This is a genomic window from Henriciella sp. (genome assembly GCF_029937755.1).
Classification (GTDB): Bacteria; Pseudomonadota; Alphaproteobacteria; order Caulobacterales; family Hyphomonadaceae; genus Henriciella.
On sequence record NZ_JAPYPG010000004.1, the window covers coordinates 1 to 20,745 of the forward strand.

Here is a 20,745-nt window from a genome sequence, read left to right on the forward strand (position 1 = left end):
CTCTTCGTGTCGAGGACTCTGCAAATTCATGGCCGGAATTTACGGGGCTGGGTCACCCTCATTCGACCAGAAGTAATTCCGCCATGCCATCGAGCCGTGACTTTACATGTCGCCAGTTCGGAAGGTTCTTATCAAGCAGGTTGTAAAATCGTTTGCTGTGGTTGTGCTGCCTTAAATGACAAAGCTCGTGCAGCAGCACGTAGTCAATACAGTCGCGAGGGGCTCGGATTAGTCGAGGATTTATACAGATTAGGCCTGCTGGAGAACAGCTTCCCCACTGAGTTCGCATGACGCGGAGCTTTAAGCCTGGGGGACTATCGACCCATCCAAGGTTTGCCGAAATCTCACGAAGTCGCTTCTTGAAGTAGTCATCAGCTCGTAGCCGATACCATCGGGTCAACGTTTTTTTTATTTCACCAACCGTATTATTCTTAGTTGTCACTTGAAGTTGTCCGCCTTTGAGCTTGACGGCGCTCGGACAGGCGTCTTGTTGCAATGCTTTGAGGACGTAGCGCCTACCAAGATAAAAGTGGGTTTCTCCCGACCTGTATTCGCGCGGCAGCGCATGTAGCCTACCCTCCCTTTGGAGCTGCAGCTGCTTAGAGACCCAACGAACCCGCTTCCGCATCGCCGCAAAAATTTCTTCACCCGGCGTGTTCAAGGGCGTCTCAACTTTTACGCTTCCATAGGGGTACACATGAATACGCACCTTGCCGGAGATCTTTGGATTTTCGACGACGGAAAAAGAGATGCGCTCTCCGCCATATGTGATAGTTGATCCGGTCACAGTGTACCTCTTGCCAATCCTAACCGGGTCACAGCGATAACTTTTTCAAGAACGCTTTTCGCCGCTTCCAATCCGATCTGTTTAAACAGTTCTGGCAACACGCTCTTGCGGATCGCAGCTTCAATATTCTGCGGATTGAGTGAATGCTCCGCAACCGCGCTCATAACGTGGTGGTCAATCTTCAGACTTAGCTCGACCATATCTGTTGGCATGGCGCCATTTGATTGCGCCTGTTTCAAAATGCCAAAGTATGCGGAGGCGTGAGGATTGCTCGCTATCGTGCTCGGAATGTCGAGGCTGGTACGGTTTTCTAAGTCGTCTTCAACTTCCTTAAACAAAGCATATTGCTTGTAAGGGTGGTCGAAGAGAGCTTCGGCTTCACCGAGTGCTTGGCGTAGAAGTTCAGAAAAGTGGGCTTGGGCATAGGGGTCAACTGCCAGATCCTGCTCGATCGTCTTCTTCAATCGCGAGCGAATTATGTCGGTTTCGTTGCGAACCTTCTCTTCGTTCCAATCTTCTGGATTGAAGTTTGCGCCAAGTTCATTGACCAAATATGCACCATCGGATTCTGCTATATCCTCTCCAACTACGTGCTTATCTACAAGTCGTCTGATTTGTCCTTCATAGGCGCTGAAATCTACGGTTTCCTGAGCATCCTCTTTAGCCGTTCGGCGTATCTCGCTGAAGAACTTCAAGTCTTGTTTGTAGGTTTGCACCTGCCTTTCCGTCACTGAGGCATCGTCAAAAAATGATCGAGACCCAAGCGCTACTTTCAGACACATGCCGAAAGCAGTTAGTGCCTCATAAAAATCCTCACGTACTTTCTGTCGAACGTCGACCATTTCGCCCGATTCATCAGGCTCGAAATGAGGGATGAGCACCTGACGATACTGTTCACGATCGGCGCTGTTCTTCACGCTTGAAAAAATTCCGAGCAGCTCATCATGAAGCTTGGGCAGTCTTTTGTACTCAGTCGAAATGTCGGAATAGAGACCCTCGATGTCCTCGATTTCGAATCCACCTTGAGTGCGCTCTGCCAGATCTCTGTAGTCGGTGAGTGCCGTATCGAGTTCCTTGAGAATGCCTCGATAGTCGATGAGCAAGCCGTACCGCTTATGCTCGTGCAGGCGGTTCACACGAGCAATGGCTTGGATCAAGTTGTGCTGTTTCAGCGGTTTGTCGATATACAGGACGGAATTACGCGGTTCGTCAAACCCTGTGAGCAACTTGTCGGAGACAATAAGAATGTCTGGGTCGCCAGGCTCCGAAAAATCCTCAAGAATTTGACGTTCGTATTCGTCTTCATCGCCTTTGACGGTGTCGTTCCACCATTGCTGGAGTTCAGGCAGTTCATACTCGTCAACGGCTTCGTGGTCCTGCCGCGTATCGGGAGGGGAGATTACTACAGCACTTGTAACCAACCCGGTTGCGTCCAGCGCTCGCTTGTATCGAATGGCCGCAAGTCGTCCGTCGGCCGCGAGCTGACCCTTGAGGTCGCGCCCCAACGATTTGAAGTTGTCCTGAAAATGGGTAGCTATGTCCCAAGCGATCAATTCGATTCGATTTAGCGAACCGTATACTTGCCCCTTCTTGCCGTATTTCTTCTTTAAATCGGCGCGCTGATCATCTGTAAGGGCGGCGGTAATGCGCTCGAACCACTTATCGATCGCTGTTTCGTTGATATCGAGAACCGGCCTCCGCTCCTCATACAAGAGTGGCGTGACCGTCCCGTCCTCGACCGCTCGCTGCATGGTGTACGCATGCACAATCGGTCCGAACTTATTTTCGGTTTTATCATCTTTCAGCAGAGGCGTGCCCGTGAACGCAATAAAGGAAGCATTCGGCAAAGCTTTGCGCATGCGCTCATGGCTTTCACCGCCCTGGCTACGATGCCCCTCATCCACAAGCACGATCAAATCGGGACTGTCGTTGAAGCATTCGTGCGATCGAACGGCGCTTGCAAAGCGTTGGATCGTTGAGAAGAGAATTCTTTCCTGGCCCTTGCCTATGCGATTGGCGAGCTCTCTTCCGCTGCTGGCTGTTGCCTCGTCAGCTTTGGCCTTTCGCCCGATGGCTCCGCCAGATGCAAAAGTTCGCGACAATTGCTTTTCGAGGTCGACCCGATCTGTCACGACAACTATGCGCGCGTTGCTCAAATTCCGATGCAGCAACAGCGCCTTGCACAAAAGCACCATCGTAAAGCTTTTGCCTGAGCCGGTTGTGTGCCAAATGACGCCGCCTTCCCGGCTGCCATCAGGACGAAACTTCGAGATCTGTTCAATTAGCGCCTTTATCCCGAAGACCTGCTGATAGCGCGCCGCAATTTTTCCCGCTTTTCTGTCGAAAAAAGTAAAGAAACGGACGAACTCCAGAAGCCGTTCATGCGACAGGAGGCTAACCAATAGTCGGTCCTGGTCCGTGATCGCTTGTGGCCCCGCAAAGTACGTGGTCATCTGTTCCCGTACGCCTCGGTTCCGATCTTTAAGCAGATTTTGCGTATTGGCTGGCTGCGACCGATTTTTCAGATTGGAAAAGTGATCGTCAGTCAGCTCTTCTTCACGCCACCGTGCCCAAAATTTCTTCGCGGTTTTTGTCGTTGCGTAGCGTCCATCAGTACCACTTATCGACATTAGCAACTGACTGTATGCGAAGAGGTGCGGGATTTCTTCGTTCTTTTGATTGCGGATGGTTTGACTGATGCCCTCATCGATCATCGACTTGTTGGGATTACCGCTATCGGGGCGTTTTGCCTCGATCACCGCAAGCGGAAGCCCGTTTACAAAGCAGACAATGTCCGGACGCCGTGTGCTTGTGCCGTCGGTCCGCAGAACTTCAAACTCTTCAGTGACGGTGAACGTATTTTTCTCGGGATTGTCCCAATCAACAATCGCGATTGTGGGTGAATGAGACTTGCCATTGACGAACTCAGTTACCGTCACTCCGAAGAGGAGCTTATTGTAGATCGCCTCGCTTGCCGTCTGCAGCCCCTCCTGCATTTGTGGTGCAGAGAGGTCGCGAACGATCTGGTCGATTGCATTCGTTGAAAGCGGATAGGTTTCGCCTTTGTATTCGAACGTACGCGTTCGCAACACGTCGATGAGGATTTCTTTGAGAATAACGGCGTTGTTTCCGTCGCGCATTGCAAGGCAGTCGCCAGGGGATAGGTACTCCCAGCCCATCGCGGTCAGCACTCTCAAAGCAGGAATTTGTGCGGAGTAGATTTCAGCGGTGTTTGGGCGCGTCATGCGGGATCCGGTTCCGCCCCGTCTACCCGCTGAACTATTTCGTCTATCCAGCTCGTCTGCTGCTCGAACTGCCGCGTATCGCGATGAACCTGAATAATATGCACGCGGTCACGCGCAGACGTCGGAAGCCGCATTTTTTCTTCGAGTTCCTTTTTAAGCTGGTTTTCAGTTTGCCTCGACTTCGGCTTGATCCAAACAAATGTGCGGCCTTCATCTTCGATCAGCTGGCGAAACAGACCGTTGATGTGATTATCGTCGACGTTGAAGTTGTAACCGATGGCCACGACAACATCGGCCTGTTTCAACTTATCGAATAGCTCCACGTATCGTCTGGACATGCTTATGGAAGTAAGTGGCTTTACGCCGCTCTGAGTGAGCATGAAGGGGACATGAATTTGGTCTGTCGGCGGCACACCGTCAGCACAGGTGATTACGGTGTTCTTGTACGGATTATAGAAATCACGGACGCCACCGTTCAGATGATACACAAGTTCATCTGGAATACGGTCACCAGCGATGCGCTGAATCAGATTGTTGTAGTTGGCCGTACCAATTCCCGAAATTTCATGGCCCGCATCGAGTAGAGCCAGGAGATCATGATAATACCCGTCGGCTTCCGGCGCGAAGTTCGCATCGAGTTGTGACTGAATGTAACTGCGGGTGGTATTGAGAAAAATCACCATTTTGGTGAACTTCGCCCAGTCCTCTTTGGGCGAATATAGATACCGCCAATAATTATCTATCAGTGCCTGGTAGTCGAGAATCTCAGTGAATAGGAGCTCGAGGATTTCTCGCAATACCGCGAGGAAAATGTCGTGGACCGTTGCGTCATCTTCGAGTTCGCAAGCGGCGCCGGATTTCAGTAGCAGTTCTAGCGCTGTATTTCCGATCTTATCAAATTCGAGGCGGAACATGCCGCTGATGTCGTCAAAAATCGTGAGATCGTCTGGCGCTTCCGTAAAAATCTCCTGGTTCACTTTCTGAACCAGCTCCTGTCCATAAGCTCCGATCAGAAGTTGCAGGATTGAAGTCGCGTACTTTTCTATTTGAGCCGTGTCGCCCTCGCCTCTAACGAGATCGAGAACCGCCGAATAAAATTCTGACTCAAATAGTTTGAGATTGTTCGTCAGTGTTGGGTTGATCTTGATCGTCTGACTGTATGTGTGTTCGCCGAAAGTCCGGTTCGTGTGCTCCGCGAAAGCCTCGCTAACCCGCTCAACGGTAATGCCGCATTTTTCCACTGCTCGTTCGAACAAGTCGTCGAGGGCGTTCAGCCGCTCAGAGATTATGTGTCGTCTGTACTCAATAGAAGACTCAATCAGTGCGCGAAACTCAGTCTTTCCAAAGGCATGAATACGTTTTCTGAAAAAGCCTTCGGGCAACCAATTCGTCGCGTAGGGCGAAGTTCGATCAATATCGTCTTCTAAAATTGAGCGCAGAGCTTCCTTCTCTGCCGAATTGTCCTGGCGAAAGAGGTCAATTGCAAACTTGCCACCAAGGGGGAGCCCGTAAGAGACTTCAGCTCCTGCCCCGAAAAAAAATCCGAACTTCATGGGCGATACCCCTCTTCTCTCGCAATGCGCCCGAGAACGCCTTTCAGCAAAATGTCCATGTGGTGGTTTTCGGTGTAGTCGGCTGGCGCAACGAAATTCACGCGGCCGTCCGAGATCAGGCGATGGATCTTGTCCAAGGATCGTGCGTCACATTTCGGGTCATAGGCAGCGATCGAATGCCCCCCGTAGTGAGTCGTCATCTTCATCGCGGGAATGTCGGTATCGCCATCGCCGATGAAGATCATGCGGGAGAAGGGAATAGGGCGTTCGGCTTCGGGCATAAACCGATTGATCGCCTCATTGTCCCAGACATTGTCGATGCCTTTGTTGATGCGAAACAGGAACTGCGTCTTCGTTGTGTAATTGATCGCGAGGCTCGGCCACTCGGCCTGCCCGACTTCATTATAGATGTATCGCGAAGCCATGATCGCCTTGAAGTCTTTGGCGATGAGACTGCCTTCGATCATTTCCTGGGTGCCCGAGGAAATGATGTAGTGCTCCAGCTCCAGACCACGCTCCCGAGAAAATTTGTTCAACCGGTTGAACCAGGAATGATCGGCGAGGCCGTCGAAGAGTTGAGATGACGCGCCGTGTTTGGCGAGCTCGTCGCGCGTAACTTCCACGCCTTTCTCTTTGGCTTTGCGCAGCATAAGCTGCATGTAGACGAGGATTTCGTCTGCATCATACTGTTTGGTGAGGCGCTTTACTTCCTTCCAGAAATCGCCGCGCTCCATGTCGATGGCGGGCAGGAAGCTGTTTTCCTGAATATTGCCGCGCGCGAGCGTTCCGTCATAGTCGTAGATGAGCGCTGTTCGTTTCAGATCGGTCATGCCGCCATCTCCTTTGTGTTGACGCGCCGCTTTCCGGTGAGGAGTTGCTGCATCAGGGCGGCTTTTTCGGTTCTCAGGGTTTCGAGTTTTGCTCGTAGGAAATCTGTCTCGTGCGCTGCGCAGTCCAGAACCTGCGCAATCGCAGACTGCTCGCGAATGTCAGGTGTTTTGATGAGGATGCTTTGCAGTGTTGTCCGGGAAAGGCTTGGGACGCCAGACGCCTCGCTGAAGCGAGCCAGACTCATGGAGTTCAGTGCATGAAAGAGCCAGACGATGTCTGCGTGCTCGCTGGGCAAGACGAAAAAGGTTGTGTCTATTGCCCAAAATGGACCTCGTACAAATTGAGGCTTATCAATTGAGCCCTTCCGTCCAATGACGACGCTATCTTGCTTGCAAGTGAACTGATTGGTCCGGCCAACTTCCCCGCCCGTACCAATAATCGGATAGTAGCCGCCTTCGACAGCAATCCCTTTGGGTGACGTTCCATAGGTGATTTCGCCTAACTCCCCCAGCCGCACTTCGCGCCAATCCCCGTCAAACCCCGGCAGGCGTTTCTGGCCGGTGAGGAGTTGTTGCATGAGGGCTTTTTTCTGAGCTTCGCTGGCGGCGATGAGCTTTTCGGTTGTTTCGATTGCGTGGTCCCAGGTGCCAAGGATCTCCGCAATACGACGCTGTTCCTCGATCGGCGGAACCGGAATTTCCAGCTCCAAGAACTCCGATTGTCCAAGCGTCTTATTTCGACCAGCGCCGCCTGGCGATGCTAGGCCGAGAAGATGTTTGCCGAAGCTCGTGTTGAAAAAGTACACTAGGTAGTTGAGGTCAGCTTTTTCGGGCAGCGGTCGATACATTGGAAATCGGTGGGAGGCGATCTTTCCTACGTCGGCTTCAGTGGTGCGTCCAATCGCTTGCTCCCAAGCGAAGACGATGTTGACGATGAAACAATCTGGTTCGATCCAGAAGACTCGCTTGTTTCCAAGCGAAGTGCCAGTGACAGCTTCCTTGTCGAACAGCCCTCGACCATGAGAACGCACACCAATTTGGCGATAGAGAGTTTCCGGTTCGACAGAAACCGGGCGCGACACCTTTTCAACTAGTCTGGCAATCGCGATCCGAGGGAACTTGTAGAGTTTGATCATGAATATCCCAGCTCCTTGAGATATCCGTCCATCCGCTTTTCGAGTTCAGCCAATTCGGCCTTGAGCGTCTCGCGTTCGGCGCGCACGGCCATCAGATCAATCTCTGGCTCGGCTTCGAAGGTGTCGACGTAGCGCGGGATATTGAGATTGTAGTCGTTCGCCGCCATCTGTTCCTTCGAGACGAGAGCCGCGTACTTTTCAACGCCGTCCAGATCTCTCGCCTCGTAGGCGGCCATGATGGCCTTGAGATTATCTTCGCTGAGCTGGTTCTGGTTCTTGCCGGAGACGAAATCTCGGCTGGCATCGATGAAGAGCGTCGCCTCGTCGGATTTGCGCTTTCTGAGAACGAGGATCGCCGCCGGAATACCCGTGCCGTAGAAAAGCTTCTCGGGCAGGCCGATCACCGCATCGATCAGGTTCTCATCAACCAGCTTCTTGCGGATCTTGCCTTCGGCTGCGCCGCGAAAGAGGACGCCATGAGGAACGACCACGGCCATCCGCCCGGTCTTCGGTTTGAGCGTTTCGACCATATGAAGGATGAAGGCGTAGTCGCCTTTCGTGCGGGGCGGAATCCCTCGCCGGAAGCGACCAAATTTGTCATCTTCTGCCGTTCCGTGTCCCCATTTATCGAGGCTGAAGGGCGGATTGGCGACGACAATGTCGAAGTGCTTCAGCTTGTCGTCACCGTCCAGCAGTTTGGGATTACGGATTGTGTCTCCCCATTCGACTTTATGATTGTCCTCGCCGTGCAGAAACATGTTCATCTTGGCGAGCGCCCAGGTGGAGCCAATCGCCTCCTGACCGTACAGAGCATACTTCTTAGAGCCGTACCGCTTACTGATCAGCCGCCCACATTTCATGAGCAGCGAACCCGACCCGCAGGCCGGATCACATATTTCGTCGCCCTCCTTGGGATCTACCAACATCGCCATGAGCTGCGATACTTCAGGCGGCGTGTAGAACTCCCCAGCAGTCTTGCCGGCGCCGGCAGCGAATTGCTTGATCAGGAACTCGTACGCGTTGCCGATAATGTCGAGTTTGCCGATACGGCTGGGGCGGAGATTGAGCGCTGGCTTGTGGAAGTCTTCAAGCAGTTCACGCAGCAGCTCATTTTTCTGGGCTTCTTCGCCGAGCTTGTTCGAGTTGAAGCTGATGTCCTGGAATACGTCGCGCAGCTTGGAGATGTTGGCTTCTTCGATCGCGTGAAGGGCTTTGTCGATCCGCTCACCATTGCCGGGCTCATGCCGTCTTCGATGCAGCGTGTAGAAGTCCGCTCCTTCCGGAAGGGTGAAGCGCTCTGCTTTCATCATTTCGGTGATCAGCTCGGGCTCATCACCATACTGCTTCTGGTAGCTATCGTAGTGGTCCTGCCAGACATCGCTGATGTATTTGTGAAACAGCATTGTCAGGACGTAGTCTTTGTAGATCGAGGAATCGACGACGCCCCTAAAGGTATCGCAGGCGCCCCAGACGGCGGCGTTGATGTCGTCTTGTTTCACCTGATCGTTCATATCTTTTGCCTCTCTGCGACCTGGAGAAGGCCGAAAGCCAATGCATCCAGTTGTTGTTTTCGGTTTTCAATGAGTCGGCTCAAAAGCGCCCGCTCGTTGCGAGATAATCGCCATAGGTCCACTAGGGTCCGCTGTGCTTCGATGGGCGGAATTGCAAGGGGCATTTCTTCAAGGGCTTGCCGCCGGACATTGGGAATCGTTGTTCCAGTGGCTCGTTGAGCGAGATATTCTTGGCAGGGGCGTTGATTGATCTGCCATGCCAGATATTCGGGGAGCACTTTCTCCGGCTGCTTGGGGCTCACAACAAAGAATTGTGGCGCGCAGACTGCAGGGCCTGGCACGTTCGGCAGCGGATAGGCCAGCGTCCGTGTGCCGCGCGCAGAAAAGATGAGGTCGTTGCTTGTGAGCCAATGCGGCTCTCTTTTGGAGGGGAGAGACACTCTCGGCACCGCGGACCAATCGATGTCCGCATCGGTGTCGACGTGCTGAAGCTGCACAAAATGCACGCCACCATCGGGCAAAGTGCTGGCCGAGCCGCGGAGAGGGTACCCCGCCGAAACACGCGCAACTTGCCCCAACTGAAGAACTTTTGCATCATCCATGATGAAGCAAATAAGTGCTCAGCGCTGCGCTGTCAATAATAAAATTCGCATCATGATAAATGATGCAAAAACATGAATCTCTGTCACGCCTATCCCAAGAAAACGTGGGGCCGCCGATACTCACCAAGCGTAACATGCTTGCATAAGGGCCATTATGCGCAACCTTTCTCCAGACCGGCTTCCAACTCAGCCACGATGCGCTTCAAGCGATTATTGAGGTCTTCTCCATTCTCGCCGAAGTGTATTTCGCGATGAGCGGTAGGACTAATAGCAGCCACCCACCGCGGATGGTCCAGGCCACCATCAGATAATCTTTGGAGATGATGTACCTCCAAATAGGGCTGACCTCCTTTAGAACGAAACGGAGCTGGCTCCCCAGTCAGCTCGCAGCGTCCACCAGCTCTAGCCAGCACATATGACCGAATCTTTTCACTTCGTTTGCGAAGAAGCTGTCGTCCGAGCTTTGGGTCCGAGACGCCTTGCGCATCCACAGCTCGGTAGGCGGCCTGGCGCAACTCCCCGATCGGCAGCTTATTCAAGTCATTAGATTTCAGCTCTTGGGTGCTCTCGATAATGTCCGTGCGAACTAGAAAGAACTGGATCGCATTTCTCAGCATACCATCCGAGTCGGCGGTGCGGATTGTACGCCAACCCGCGCAAGCGAACTCGCCCATGAACTGAATGGGCTGTCGCTTGCCAAGCGCTCTAAAAAGCAAAATGGCTTTACCCTCGGCCGCGTGATCCCGGACGGCTTTGTTGCCCTTCACGAACTCCATGTCGCCGCGCTGACCTTCTCCCGTATACAGAAAAGTTTCATCATCTGGCATCCAACCGTCTTGGTAGCCGTGGTCTTCTCCCTCTTCGCCCGTAAAAAGGAAGATGAACGGAGCGTTCGCCGGCGTTGATATCCCACCCTGAGACTGGCCTCCGAAGACCGCATGTATTTCGGACCGCCGACTGTAGTTCTTATTCAACAAGAACGAATGACTCTCGACACGACGTGAAGGCGCCTCAATTTCAAACGGCACCGTTTCGCGGCTCCGCCGCTGTACGATTTCGAAGCCCAAATCGGACAGACGCTTGGCAACACTGCGCCCTCCAACAAAAGACCCGATTTCGGTTCCAGTTTGATGGAAATAAGCGCCAGCTAGAATTGCTTTTGAGGGGAGATCCTGGCCCTTATACCTCAGGAAGTAGTCTTTGGCGGGGCCTCGCTTGTACTTTCGCAAAAAGCGTTGTGGCGACGCTTGGTACTCGGCTATTGCGGCTATCACCGCACTCGGATCTGTTAACTGAGAAATGGTCATAGTTCTCGCAGTTGATGCAGAGGGCAGATTGCGAGCTAAGCTATCTGCTCTCGCCTGAAGCCAGGTGAAGTTGTTCTGAGGAATTCAACTGAACTGGGACGCCCCTATAAGTGGTCTCGCAGCGGCTGGGATTCCCTGTCACCATTCTATTGGCATCGAGCTGAGGCTCTTACGTGCTGCCCCTAATGACCACCACGAACGCGATTGCATAATCTGTGAGTGAGACGCGCATTCTCCGGGACCGTTCGACCGCCCCGCCAATAATGCTCGATGTGATCGATTTCGGCATCATCAACCGCGTGAATCTGCTGGGCGCAAATCGCGCAGGCTGAGTTCGCCTCAAATAACCTGTACTTCAGGTCTCGCGAGAAACTCCGACTCTCATTGCTGGGCGTCGTAATCAGCGGCTCGATGCGCTTTCGCCACGTTTCAGCCCGGTATCGAATGCGGTCTGTCTTGTCAGTTGTTCTGCCAATGTAATCCACGAACGTCTGATCGTTCGTCATCACGTCCAGGAACTCTTCGCGCACTGCATCGGCCACGGGCAGCACTTGGCGGCGCTCGAAGAAGGTGAAAACGTAGAGCACCGTATCCCACAGCGCGACATTGAATCGTCCACGGTTATCCCATCGACCGCGATCGCCAGCTTCCGCGGGCGGCGTGTATCTGCGGAACGCATTCTCACCAAAGACGTCCCACGCGATCTGAATCGCATTGCTGAACACCCGCCGCATCTCGTCAATTTGCTCTGGAGAGGCATGACGATACACCTGCATTTCATGGTTCATGAATTGCTTCATGGGCGAGCGAAAATGCAGATGTGTTTTCCGCCACATCGCAAAGAAGCGAAGCAAGAGCTGTCGATCCCACATCCTTTTGTCGGGTAACTCTTCGCCTCGGATCTTCAAAAGGACTGGGTGCTTCGAGAGCTCCTCGAGAAGGTCGTTATAGCTACCACGATAAATGCAGTTGCGGAGCTCCATGTCATTGAGGCGTTCTGCGCCGGAATTTAGCCGCTCGAACACCTCGAACTTGATGTCCTCGTGAGCCTCCTTCTGAATTTTGATGAGGCGCAAAGTGTAATCTTCGATTTGAATCTGATCGGCCGTGGACAGCTCTTGAAAGCTCTTGCCGCGCAAATCGTGTCGAACCTTCAGCTTTGACAGCTTGAATTTGTTCCCATCGGGGAACACGCCGTCGATAAACGACTTGATCGCAGTAAGCCGTTGTTGGCCATCAACCACTTCCCATGTGCCATCGGCCAATTCCGATACATATACGACTGGAAGAGGAATCCCCATCAAAATGGATTCTATCAGCAAGCTGGCTTTGCTGCGCGACCACACAAAATCCCGCTGGAAGTCAGGCTGAAGAACGAGCCGGCCCTTTCGCACTCTGGCGACCAATCCTTCGAGGCGTTCATCGAGCGTTTGAGTCAGAATCTTACGATCAGCGCTACCAAGATCGAGTTCATCATCATCGTCAGAATCCTCCAAGTTTGCATCGTACGCGTCAGATGGCAGTTCTTTGTCCGTATATTCAGTGTCCATTCTTCCCTCTTTATGCTGGCAGCTCATTCAGCCTCAACGACTCCACAATGGGTTGAGCGTCGACGCTCGCTCCTTTGACAGTTTCGGCTGCCGAATCCCCTCACACTGTAATATTTAATCCGATCACACGCACTGAGACCATCTTCAAGACGTCTCGCCCAATAGCTGAATGTGCTGGAGTGATAGCGTGAGAACTTTCACGGCCGAAGAAATCCGACCTGCAGCGCCGGCAAGCGATAAGCTAGCCGGCGCCTGGCGCCATGCAGTGTCAGAAGCTAAGGAACGGCGCCGAAATCATTCAAGCTCAGCGCATCGCCAAGTCGTCGAGAATTGAACGAGCTTGCTCGAGCGTGTCAGGTCTCAGAACAAGGAGCTCTGTACCCACAAACGCATCCATCGCATTCAAATTGCTGTTCCGGCCGTCAGGACCCGGGCCTTTGCGCCGAATGGTCCGATCTGCAAACTTTGTTTCGTTCTTGGAAGACGCTACGACATAGATGAGAGGGCGGTCAGGCCGCTTCTCCACCGCTACCTCCTGCCCGTTTGAGCATTTGTAGCGCAACATCTTTTTTGTGTGCCCTACCCTGTGCGCGGCGACTTTCGGATGCTTTTCCACAATGCGCAGAAACTGCTCGCAAAGCCCGGCGGGTTTATCCCCTGCGCCTTCGAAACGAGCTGGTTGCTCGTTTGCTATCATTCCATCAATGACGGCCTTTTCGAATACCCTCCAGTTCTTGGAGAGCGGAAGGTACTGGGGCAAATGAGGTGTGCTCACTCTCGCCGACGGATTTGCCCTCAGAAGGGAGAGCGCCTCCCAGTAGTCGATGATCGTCAGCTCACGATCGGCAAGCTGAATGTGATAACCATCTTCGTGGCGCTGTTCCGGAAGATAAGGCTCAGCGACGATATTCTTCGCTTCCGCGATCACTGGGACGAAGACGGGCTCCTCGATCGTTTCGGAAACCGCCGCAGCAATCGGCGCGGCAAAAACCCGGGACGGATAGAGAATATCGTATGGCCACTGCTTTCTCATCCATTCGTGCGCGGACTTATGCGCAAGCTTCCGATCGCCGACCCGCTCCAATGTCTTTGCTGAAATCAAGTTCTGGATTGTCTTGTAGGGTAGCTCCAGAAGGTCATTCGTCAGCGGCTCACTGTGGGGATGGCGAGCAAGGCTTGCCAGCGCCGCAAACTCATCGATCAATGGGTTACGGCCCATATCGAGATCCAGGCGGGCCGAAGCGGCCTTAGCAAAGAAACACATGAAAGGTTCGGTCTCTTCGCGCGCGACTGTGGCAACGAGAGCATTGGCCCAGCTGACGACCTCCTCAACAAAAGCCTGAATCTCTTCTGGCTCCCCCGAACCAATATCGACCACGCCGAGCATCGCGTACATTTTCAGGTTATAAGATTTGTACTGCAGCGGCACGCCATTGACCGACAGGACACCCAAGCGCGCAATGGCGCTAGCAGCCTCCCGATAAGATCCCTGCAAGCAAAATTCTTCTTCGAGATCGTCCGACGAACCAAAGTGCTTGGATCCATGAACTTGCTCGGCAGCTTTCTGCAGCATCGACCGAACTGGCGCCTCCCCCAGAAGCGCTTCTGTGCTTGCACAAATCCGGGCGAGCACTGAAGCGCATTCCTCTTCCAGGAGATCGTCGAAATGCTGATCGTGAAAATCATCAAAAATAATATCGTCATCAAAATTGTATGGCATGGAATATCCTTCGAAAATACTTGTTTAAAAATTACGGGATCCCTCTCCCGTGTTTTTGATGATTGCAAACTATGAGTATTTTGTCAACAGGATCCCGCTTAATTTATATTGGTAATTTTTCTCTGGCGGCCCTATCACTCGCTGACGCTCGTGCCTCCATCTTCCACAGCAATTCACTTGCTCAAGATTGTTCTTTATATGTTCCGGTGGTAGTTGAGCCCAATGGAAGAACTGCGAATGAGCCTTTACATCGCAATCCGCACAGCCCCCTTGAGAGTGCGGCGTCGACTGTCTCACAATCTACCAGTAGAGGGAGACATGGCGGCCGAAGAGCTCGTCAACATCATAACGGACGCTCTTAAATACTACCGCATCGAACGTGTTGAAGATGCAAAGCCGAGTTGGCCAACAATCCCCCGTGGCCATGGCAGTGGTCCCACGTGAACGCAGCTATGCGGCTCGCAGAGCAGCCCCAAAAGAGGTCAGGCGGCAATCGATATCACGTGGCATTCCTTTGTCTTGAGAACATCCAGGACGCGTTTGAGCGCAATCCGAGTTTGATGCCAACCCTGGCGCCCCGCCGGCTATTGCGGCAACTTTAGACAGATGACCGTACCCTCAAAGCAAATTCAAAAGCACATCTCTAGAGCGTACCCAGCCATCCCTCAGCATGACAAAGAGGTGATCGTTGCTGAAGCGGAGAACAGTTTTCGAGAGGGCCGCAAAGTGAGCTTACATGTCCGCAAGCTAGTTGAGCGTCATATTCTGGAACTGAGGACCAGCTTTCGGAAAGATCTAAAATCTGGCTTGCTCTGGGAGGAGGCTCGCCAACATCTCCAGCCACAAGTCGACGAGATTCTTTGCCGCTGGACGGGCAAATCCAGTCGACGGATATCGGGCCGCTCAGACCAAGAAATCCGGAACATACTCCTCGATCGCTACCCTCGCTGCCCGACCGAGCACATTCCCCACCTATTGAACCGTATGCGCTTGTCTGAAAAGGCGCCTAAGGCGCTTCATCTACGCATCGATGTGGCGGTGGAAAACTTCATCCGGCATATGTTTACCAGCTATGACATCTATCTTCGCACATACGGGGTCGAGCGAGATCTCGCACGCGAAATGGTTGATCATGAGGTTAGGGTAATTCTTGGAGATTGGGCTACCTCAGCGCTTGCCTCACCGGAGGAACCAGAACTTTCGATAGATGACTTCCTGCGAGACGTCGAAAGCCCGCATGGCAACAGTCTAGATTGAGGCAGCATTTCCAACTTCAGTCGTTGAACCTATCGGCGAAGCAAGGTGTAACCCGCACGTGCTCCAGACTTCCTATTACGATGCGCCAATCGGCAAGTTTCTCTCAACGCCAAGCGACGAGCTCCTCGGCGTCCTGTCTCGCGGCCACAGCTTTGACCTGAATGACCTTCAACGCGACGCGTGGCTGAGTCAGATTGACGTATTGAGGCGCGAGTTGAACGACCTGCAAACTGGCCATCTGTGGTTCGAATTCGCCATTCCGCGAATGGGCAAGCGAGCCGATGTCGTCCTCCTCTATCGGAACATCATCTTCGTCATTGAATTCAAAGTCGGCGCGGCGGAGTTTGACCGAAGCTCGATCGACCAGGTTCATGACTATGCGCTCGACCTCAAGAACTTCCACCAAGGGTCACACGAGGCTCTGATCGTGCCGGTGCTGATTGCAACTCGCGCTCGGCCTAGGTCTTCCCATTTCATCAACTACGCCAGGGACCGCGTCGCAGAGCCGGTCTGTCACAACGGAAGTGACCTACGGCGCTTCTTGGACGAGACTGCTGACGAGCTGGAAGGCTTGCCGGTAGACCCGGCTTCGTGGGCCGGCGCCGGCTATCTGCCGACGCCCACCATCGTCGAAGCCGCACAAGCCCTCTACCAGGACCATGCGGTCGAAGAGATTGCACGGTCCGATGCCGGGGCTCAAAACCTCAATACGACGACAAACTGCGTCCGCTCGATAATCCAAGAGGCTAAGGCGAAGCGGCAGAAAGCCATCTGCTTTGTCACGGGGGTGCCAGGCTCCGGCAAGACCCTGGCCGGGCTCAACATCGCGACAGAGAGCGCGCATCGGGAGGCTGACGAGCATGCCGTGTTCCTGTCCGGCAATGGACCGCTCGTCACGGTCCTCCGCGAGGCCCTAGCACGCGACCAGCGAGCCCGAACGGGGTGCAAGAAGCAGACAGCCGCTCGCGAAGTCGCAAGCTTCGTCCAGAACATTCATCACTTCCGCGATGACGCGCTCCGGTCCGAAAAGGCACCGGCAGAGCGCATTGTGATTTTCGACGAGGCGCAGCGCGCCTGGACACTGGATCAGGCCTCGAAGTTCATGCGGCAGAAGCGAGGACAATCGAACTTCGATCAGTCGGAGCCGGATTTCTTGATCGGCGTGATGGATAGGCACGAGGACTGGTGCGTCATCATTTGCCTGGTCGGTGGGGGACAAGAAATCAATACTGGCGAGGCCGGCCTGTCGGAGTGGATCAGCGCTCTGGAGAGCCACTATCCGGACTGGAAGGTCTACCTTTCCGACCGGCTCGCCGATCCGGACTATGGGATCGGCACGATCGCGGATGAATTGAGATCGGATGATCGCATCACCTGGCTGCACGACCTGCACCTTGCCGTGTCGATGCGCTCGTTCCGAGCCGAATCCTTGTCCACGTTCGTTTCGCACGTGCTGGAGAACCGGCCTGAGGAGGCGAGGAGAGCCTTCCAGGCGATCCGGGACAGGTATCCGATGGCAATCACCCGTCAGCTCGAGAACGCGCGTGCGTGGCTTCGAGAACGCGCCAGAGGCAGCGAGCGGTTCGGCTTCATGGCCTCCTCGGGCGCCTACCGCCTGCGGCCTACGGGCCTCAACGTGCGCGCCAAGGTCGATCCGGCGAACTGGTTCTTGAACGGCCCGCAAGATGTGCGGTCAGCCTACTACCTCGAAGAGGTCGCCACCGAATTCGACGTACAAGGTCTGGAGGTCGACTGGGCCGGTGTCTGCTGGGATGGCGACCTGCGCCGCGACAATGGCGCCTGGGCCTCCTTCGCCTTCAAGGGCACGGCCTGGCAGAACGTGAACGCGGCCGACCGCCAGCTCTACCTCAAAAACGCGTACCGCGTGATCCTCACCCGCGCTCGCCAGGGCATGATCATCTACGTACCGAAAGGCGACCCGGCAGACCCGACCCGCGATCCGGTCATGTACAACGAGATCGCCAGCTACCTGATGGATTGCGGCATTCCGCAGCTCAAGGAAGCTCGGTCGTTCATTGGTCCTTGCGGGCTCTAGTCACTAGGCCCAGGGCAAGATTTCCTCAGGTCCCACAATTCCACCGGTATCACGCTCTCCGGTCCAGAGGAGTAGCTGCACGAGCGCGTCGACTTGATCAAGATACGACCCGTTGGGGAATCCAGCGACCTCCTGTAAGAACTCATCCATCCAGGGGGCTCGCTCCGGCAGAAACACGTCGCCGGCTTCCATCCGATAACTCGCAGCCGTCGCCCTCTCGACTTTTCCAGACGTTGCCTTGATGGCAATCGGAGAGGGCACGCCCATCACCCAATTTTCTCTGAGCTGCGCCAGCGCAGCTTCGCCATTGGCGGCTTTCTCAACCAGGATGTCTTTAGCGTCGTACTGCCTCGCCTGTGAGACGATGCTCCGGACCTGATCGGGGAACAACATTTTCTTTCGAAACACATCTAACACCCAAACGCTCGGACCATCGACGAGTGCGGTCACGCAGGCGCAGTAATCGCCGTCAGCTCCGAAAGCGAGATCCCATGATTGCACGATGCGGGCTCGGGGTCCCGGCTTAGGCGCCTTCGCATAGCGCTGAAACCAGCTTGGCTTTAGCAGGTTGCCCGTCTCGAGCACGGGCTGCTGCTGATACTGGGCTTCGAAATCCCATGCTCCCATTTGCCGGCGCTGCTCTGCCAGCACATCCTCCGATAGCCGGTCTGGATGTAGCAGTTCCCCCTCGCTCCAGGTGCGTGTCTGGCCAAAGCCGACGGAAATTTCCTGCGTTTGCGTGGCGCGTGCCGGGAAGCAGAGATGCCGCCACCCGCCGGACTGGAGCAGGTGCCCTGATAAGTCGTCCTGGTGCAGACGCTGCTGCACGAGTACGATTGCGCCGGTCTGGGGATCGTTCAGCCGCGTACTGAGCGTGCTCGCGTACCAACTCTTCGTTGCCTCCCGCTTGTTAGCAGACTTAGCATCTTCCGGTTTTTGCGGGTCATCCAGGATAATCAGGTCCGCACCTCGACCTGTTATCACACCGCCATTCGTCGTCGTGTATCGCCCACCGCCCCTGGTCGTCGTGAGGTCGAATGTTTTACTGCTTCTCAGGCGCGTATTGGGAAACAGCCGCCGATAAAAATCCGACTCCATAAGAGTTTTGGCATCGCGGGCGAGTTGGCCCGCGATGTCTTCGCCGTACGAGACCACCATAGTCTCCGTCTCGGGTCGATGTCCGAGTATGAAGGCGACCCACGCCACTGAAATCGACAACGACTTCAGGGCGCGAGGCGGCATATTGATAGCCAGTCGTCTCGTCTGGCCCGCAGTCACACTTTCGAGTTCGGCAGAGAGCGCATCGATATGCCAGTTCCATGCGTACTCCCGGTCGGGGCGCACGATCGTGAAAGCCTTCGCGATAAACAATGGCAGGCTCTGGCGGAAAATGATGAGTGGTGAGGGCTCAATCGTCATCTTGATCCCCTTCCTCCAATTCCGCGGCGCGCCTACGCACGTACACGTCTATCAGCGACTGGTCGGCTGGCGACAAGGGCTGGCTGTCGCTGCGGTCGTCATCAGGCATGAGGCGGCTCATTTCTGCGATCACGAGCGCGATCGAACGCGGGTCGCCTGTGGCAGCCTTATTGGCCAGCGTCTTGAGCATCAGACCGAGTTTCGTTGATGTTTTGCGCTGACCATTTTCGGTGTACTCGACCTCCTGTGACAGCTCGGCGAGGAGTTCAGTCTTGTAATTGGGCGTGCCTTTCGGCCGCCCCTTCGGATTGCCGGACTGTCCCGGTTTGAAGCGGGTATGCTTGGGCGTTTTGCTATACCCGATTTCGTAATCGCCGTTCTTCTTACTCGTCATCATCATGCTCCAGGGTTGCGCGCTCGCGTTCGGTGAAATTCTCGCCGGTCGCCTCAAGGGTGGGTTCGATGCCGTAGGTGCCGCGGAATCGGCGCAACGCAACGTCGACATAGAGCGGATCAAGCTCGATCCCGTAAGCCACCCGACCGACGCGTTCGGCTGCCAGCAGAGTGGTTCCGGACCCGAGGAAGGGGTCTAGAACGATCTCCCCGCGCTGGGTCACGTCCAGTAAGGCGTCAGCAACCATACCGATCGGCTTGACGGTGGGATGGTAGGTGAGGTCCTTGCGGCGTGACTGCACGCCTGGATAGGCCCAGACGTTCGTCCGATTGCGGCCATGCCGGCCAAGTTCGACATTGTTTGTGTGGGCGCCATTGTGGGCCTTGTAGACGTAGATCAGCTCGTGCTGGGAGCGGTAGAGCGAGCCCATGCCGCCAACGCCCTTGTCCCAGACGATCACGTTCTTCAGCTCGGCGAAGACAGCCCGCCCGGCCAGGTCAAGATCGGTGCCGTGTCGCCAGTCCATGCAGATATAGACCATGGCGCCGTCAGCCATGTTCTCGGCGATACGATTGCAGGTCGTCATCAAGAATTCGCGGAACTCGTCCTCGGACATCTCTCCAGACGCCATGGCAAATTCGCGGTGCTTGATCTTGCCATTTCCCGACACGTGACCATCGACCGGCACATTGTAGGGCGGGTCGGTAAAGACTGCGTGGGCGACGTCGTCACCTAACAGAGCTTTGTAGGTCTCGACGGTGAGGGCATCGCCGCAGATGACGCGGTGCCTTCCCATGACCCAGACGTCGCCTTCGCGGGACACCGCCTTGGGCTGAGGCTCGGTCGGCGCCTCTTCCGCGGCTTGCGCAGTGTCCCCATAGACCAGCAGGTCGATTTCTGGGAGCTCAAAGCCGGTCAGGCTGAGATCGAAGTCGATGTTCGATAGCTCGATCAACTCGACTTTGAGGACTTCGCTGTCCCAGGTACTCCCCTCGGCAATTTTGTTGTCTGCGATGGCATAGGCGCGCAATTCCTCCGGACTAAGATGGTCAGCGATCAGGACCGGGACTTTCTTCAGCCCCAGTCGCCTGGCCGCTTCGAGACGGCCGCGACCAGCGACGAGATTGAAATCCTTATCCACCACCAAGGAGATGATGATGCCGAACTCCCGGATCGCTTTCGCCAGAATCTCCTGCTGGTGCTCCGGATGAATCTTGAGCGCGGGACCATCGTCCTTGATCAGGTCAATGTCGACATAGGTTATTGTTGGGGGTGGGCGTTCATTGGTGCCCGCGTCATTGGAAAACTGGTTCATTTCGACCTCCGCTGTAAAAACGAGGTCTCCCAACTATCAGCAATTTTCCGGCGACAGTTCCGA

The 20,745-nt window shown here is 54.7% G+C and carries 15 protein-coding genes; 2 read left to right on the forward strand and 13 right to left on the reverse strand.

Annotated elements, in window-relative coordinates; translation table 11 throughout:
• Positions 1–58: 58 nt before the first annotated feature.
• From Q1K29_RS09830 to Q1K29_RS09875, 10 genes are all read right to left on the reverse strand, one after another.
• Positions 59–787, reverse strand: coding sequence for a SprT family zinc-dependent metalloprotease (locus tag Q1K29_RS09830; protein WP_300394079.1), 729 nt, complete (start codon positions 785–787; stop codon positions 59–61).
• Entirely contained in the window at positions 784–4,032 is a 3,249-nt protein-coding gene (locus tag Q1K29_RS09835; protein WP_300394082.1) for a type I restriction endonuclease subunit R, read from the reverse strand. The genes Q1K29_RS09830 and Q1K29_RS09835 overlap by 4 nt, the downstream gene beginning before the upstream one ends.
• Positions 4,029–5,585 carry a hypothetical protein gene (locus Q1K29_RS09840; RefSeq protein ID WP_300394085.1) on the reverse strand — a complete coding sequence of 519 codons (1,557 nt, stop codon included), beginning with the start codon at positions 5,583–5,585 and terminating at the stop codon, positions 4,029–4,031. Before Q1K29_RS09840 ends, Q1K29_RS09835 begins: the two co-directional genes overlap by 4 nt.
• Positions 5,582–6,415, reverse strand: coding sequence for an HAD family hydrolase (locus Q1K29_RS09845; RefSeq protein ID WP_300394088.1), 834 nt, complete (start codon positions 6,413–6,415; stop codon positions 5,582–5,584). The genes Q1K29_RS09840 and Q1K29_RS09845 overlap by 4 nt, the downstream gene beginning before the upstream one ends.
• On the reverse strand, positions 6,412–7,551 hold the full coding sequence (locus Q1K29_RS09850; RefSeq protein ID WP_300394091.1) for a restriction endonuclease subunit S: 1,140 nt from the start codon (positions 7,549–7,551) through the stop codon (positions 6,412–6,414). The genes Q1K29_RS09845 and Q1K29_RS09850 overlap by 4 nt, the downstream gene beginning before the upstream one ends.
• Positions 7,548–9,062 (reverse strand): type I restriction-modification system subunit M, encoded by a 1,515-nt coding sequence (locus Q1K29_RS09855; protein WP_300394094.1) that lies wholly within the window; start codon positions 9,060–9,062, stop codon positions 7,548–7,550. Before Q1K29_RS09855 ends, Q1K29_RS09850 begins: the two co-directional genes overlap by 4 nt.
• Positions 9,059–9,664, reverse strand: a complete 606-nt coding sequence (locus Q1K29_RS09860; RefSeq protein WP_300394097.1) for a restriction endonuclease subunit S — start codon at positions 9,662–9,664, stop codon at positions 9,059–9,061. The genes Q1K29_RS09855 and Q1K29_RS09860 overlap by 4 nt, the downstream gene beginning before the upstream one ends.
• 152 nt (positions 9,665–9,816) lie before the next feature.
• Positions 9,817–10,971 carry an HNH endonuclease signature motif containing protein gene (locus Q1K29_RS09865; RefSeq protein ID WP_300394100.1) on the reverse strand — a complete coding sequence of 385 codons (1,155 nt, stop codon included), beginning with the start codon at positions 10,969–10,971 and terminating at the stop codon, positions 9,817–9,819.
• 182 nt (positions 10,972–11,153) lie between these two features.
• Positions 11,154–12,521 (reverse strand): DUF262 domain-containing protein, encoded by a 1,368-nt coding sequence (locus Q1K29_RS09870; RefSeq protein WP_300394103.1) that lies wholly within the window; start codon positions 12,519–12,521, stop codon positions 11,154–11,156.
• A gap of 304 nt (positions 12,522–12,825) precedes the next feature.
• Positions 12,826–14,241 (reverse strand): hypothetical protein, encoded by a 1,416-nt coding sequence (locus tag Q1K29_RS09875; RefSeq protein WP_300394105.1) that lies wholly within the window; start codon positions 14,239–14,241, stop codon positions 12,826–12,828.
• 606 nt (positions 14,242–14,847) lie between these two features.
• On the opposite strand from Q1K29_RS09875, the gene Q1K29_RS09880 reads away from it, so the two are divergent.
• Together Q1K29_RS09880 and Q1K29_RS09885 are read left to right on the forward strand one after the other, a co-directional pair.
• Positions 14,848–15,498: a DUF2293 domain-containing protein gene (locus tag Q1K29_RS09880; RefSeq protein WP_300394108.1), complete on the forward strand. Its 651-nt coding sequence runs from the start codon at positions 14,848–14,850 to the stop codon at positions 15,496–15,498.
• Positions 15,499–15,556: 58 nt separating this feature from the next.
• Positions 15,557–17,554, forward strand: coding sequence for a DUF2075 domain-containing protein (locus Q1K29_RS09885; RefSeq protein ID WP_300394111.1), 1,998 nt, complete (start codon positions 15,557–15,559; stop codon positions 17,552–17,554).
• Between the two features lie 3 nt (positions 17,555–17,557).
• On the opposite strand, the gene terL is transcribed toward Q1K29_RS09885, so the two are convergent.
• From terL to Q1K29_RS09900, 3 genes are read right to left on the reverse strand one after another with little or no spacing between them, the layout of a single operon-like run.
• Complete coding sequence (gene terL / locus Q1K29_RS09890; RefSeq protein ID WP_300394114.1) at positions 17,558–18,973, reverse strand: phage terminase large subunit; 1,416 nt, start codon at positions 18,971–18,973, stop codon at positions 17,558–17,560.
• Positions 18,963–19,367, reverse strand: a complete 405-nt coding sequence (locus Q1K29_RS09895; RefSeq protein WP_300394117.1) for a DUF5681 domain-containing protein — start codon at positions 19,365–19,367, stop codon at positions 18,963–18,965. The genes terL and Q1K29_RS09895 overlap by 11 nt, the downstream gene beginning before the upstream one ends.
• Positions 19,357–20,682 carry a DNA methyltransferase gene (locus tag Q1K29_RS09900; protein ID WP_300394120.1) on the reverse strand — a complete coding sequence of 442 codons (1,326 nt, stop codon included), beginning with the start codon at positions 20,680–20,682 and terminating at the stop codon, positions 19,357–19,359. Before Q1K29_RS09900 ends, Q1K29_RS09895 begins: the two co-directional genes overlap by 11 nt.
• Positions 20,683–20,745: the final 63 nt, after the last annotated feature.

Coding starts and splice junctions, on each gene's coding strand:
- Q1K29_RS09880 (WP_300394108.1), top strand. CDS start 14,848: ATGACCGTACCCTCAAAGCAAATTCAAAAGCACATCTCTAGAGCGTAC.
- Q1K29_RS09840 (WP_300394085.1), bottom strand. CDS start 5,585: ATGAAGTTCGGATTTTTTTTCGGGGCAGGAGCTGAAGTCTCTTACGGG.
- Q1K29_RS09860 (WP_300394097.1), bottom strand. CDS start 9,664: ATGGATGATGCAAAAGTTCTTCAGTTGGGGCAAGTTGCGCGTGTTTCG.
- Q1K29_RS09855 (WP_300394094.1), bottom strand. CDS start 9,062: ATGAACGATCAGGTGAAACAAGACGACATCAACGCCGCCGTCTGGGGC.
- terL (WP_300394114.1), bottom strand. CDS start 18,973: ATGACGATTGAGCCCTCACCACTCATCATTTTCCGCCAGAGCCTGCCA.
- Q1K29_RS09870 (WP_300394103.1), bottom strand. CDS start 12,521: ATGGACACTGAATATACGGACAAAGAACTGCCATCTGACGCGTACGAT.
- Q1K29_RS09835 (WP_300394082.1), bottom strand. CDS start 4,032: ATGACGCGCCCAAACACCGCTGAAATCTACTCCGCACAAATTCCTGCT.
- Q1K29_RS09900 (WP_300394120.1), bottom strand. CDS start 20,682: ATGAACCAGTTTTCCAATGACGCGGGCACCAATGAACGCCCACCCCCA.
- Q1K29_RS09850 (WP_300394091.1), bottom strand. CDS start 7,551: ATGATCAAACTCTACAAGTTCCCTCGGATCGCGATTGCCAGACTAGTT.
- Q1K29_RS09875 (WP_300394105.1), bottom strand. CDS start 14,241: ATGCCATACAATTTTGATGACGATATTATTTTTGATGATTTTCACGAT.
- Q1K29_RS09895 (WP_300394117.1), bottom strand. CDS start 19,367: ATGACGAGTAAGAAGAACGGCGATTACGAAATCGGGTATAGCAAAACG.
- Q1K29_RS09865 (WP_300394100.1), bottom strand. CDS start 10,971: ATGACCATTTCTCAGTTAACAGATCCGAGTGCGGTGATAGCCGCAATA.
- Q1K29_RS09845 (WP_300394088.1), bottom strand. CDS start 6,415: ATGACCGATCTGAAACGAACAGCGCTCATCTACGACTATGACGGAACG.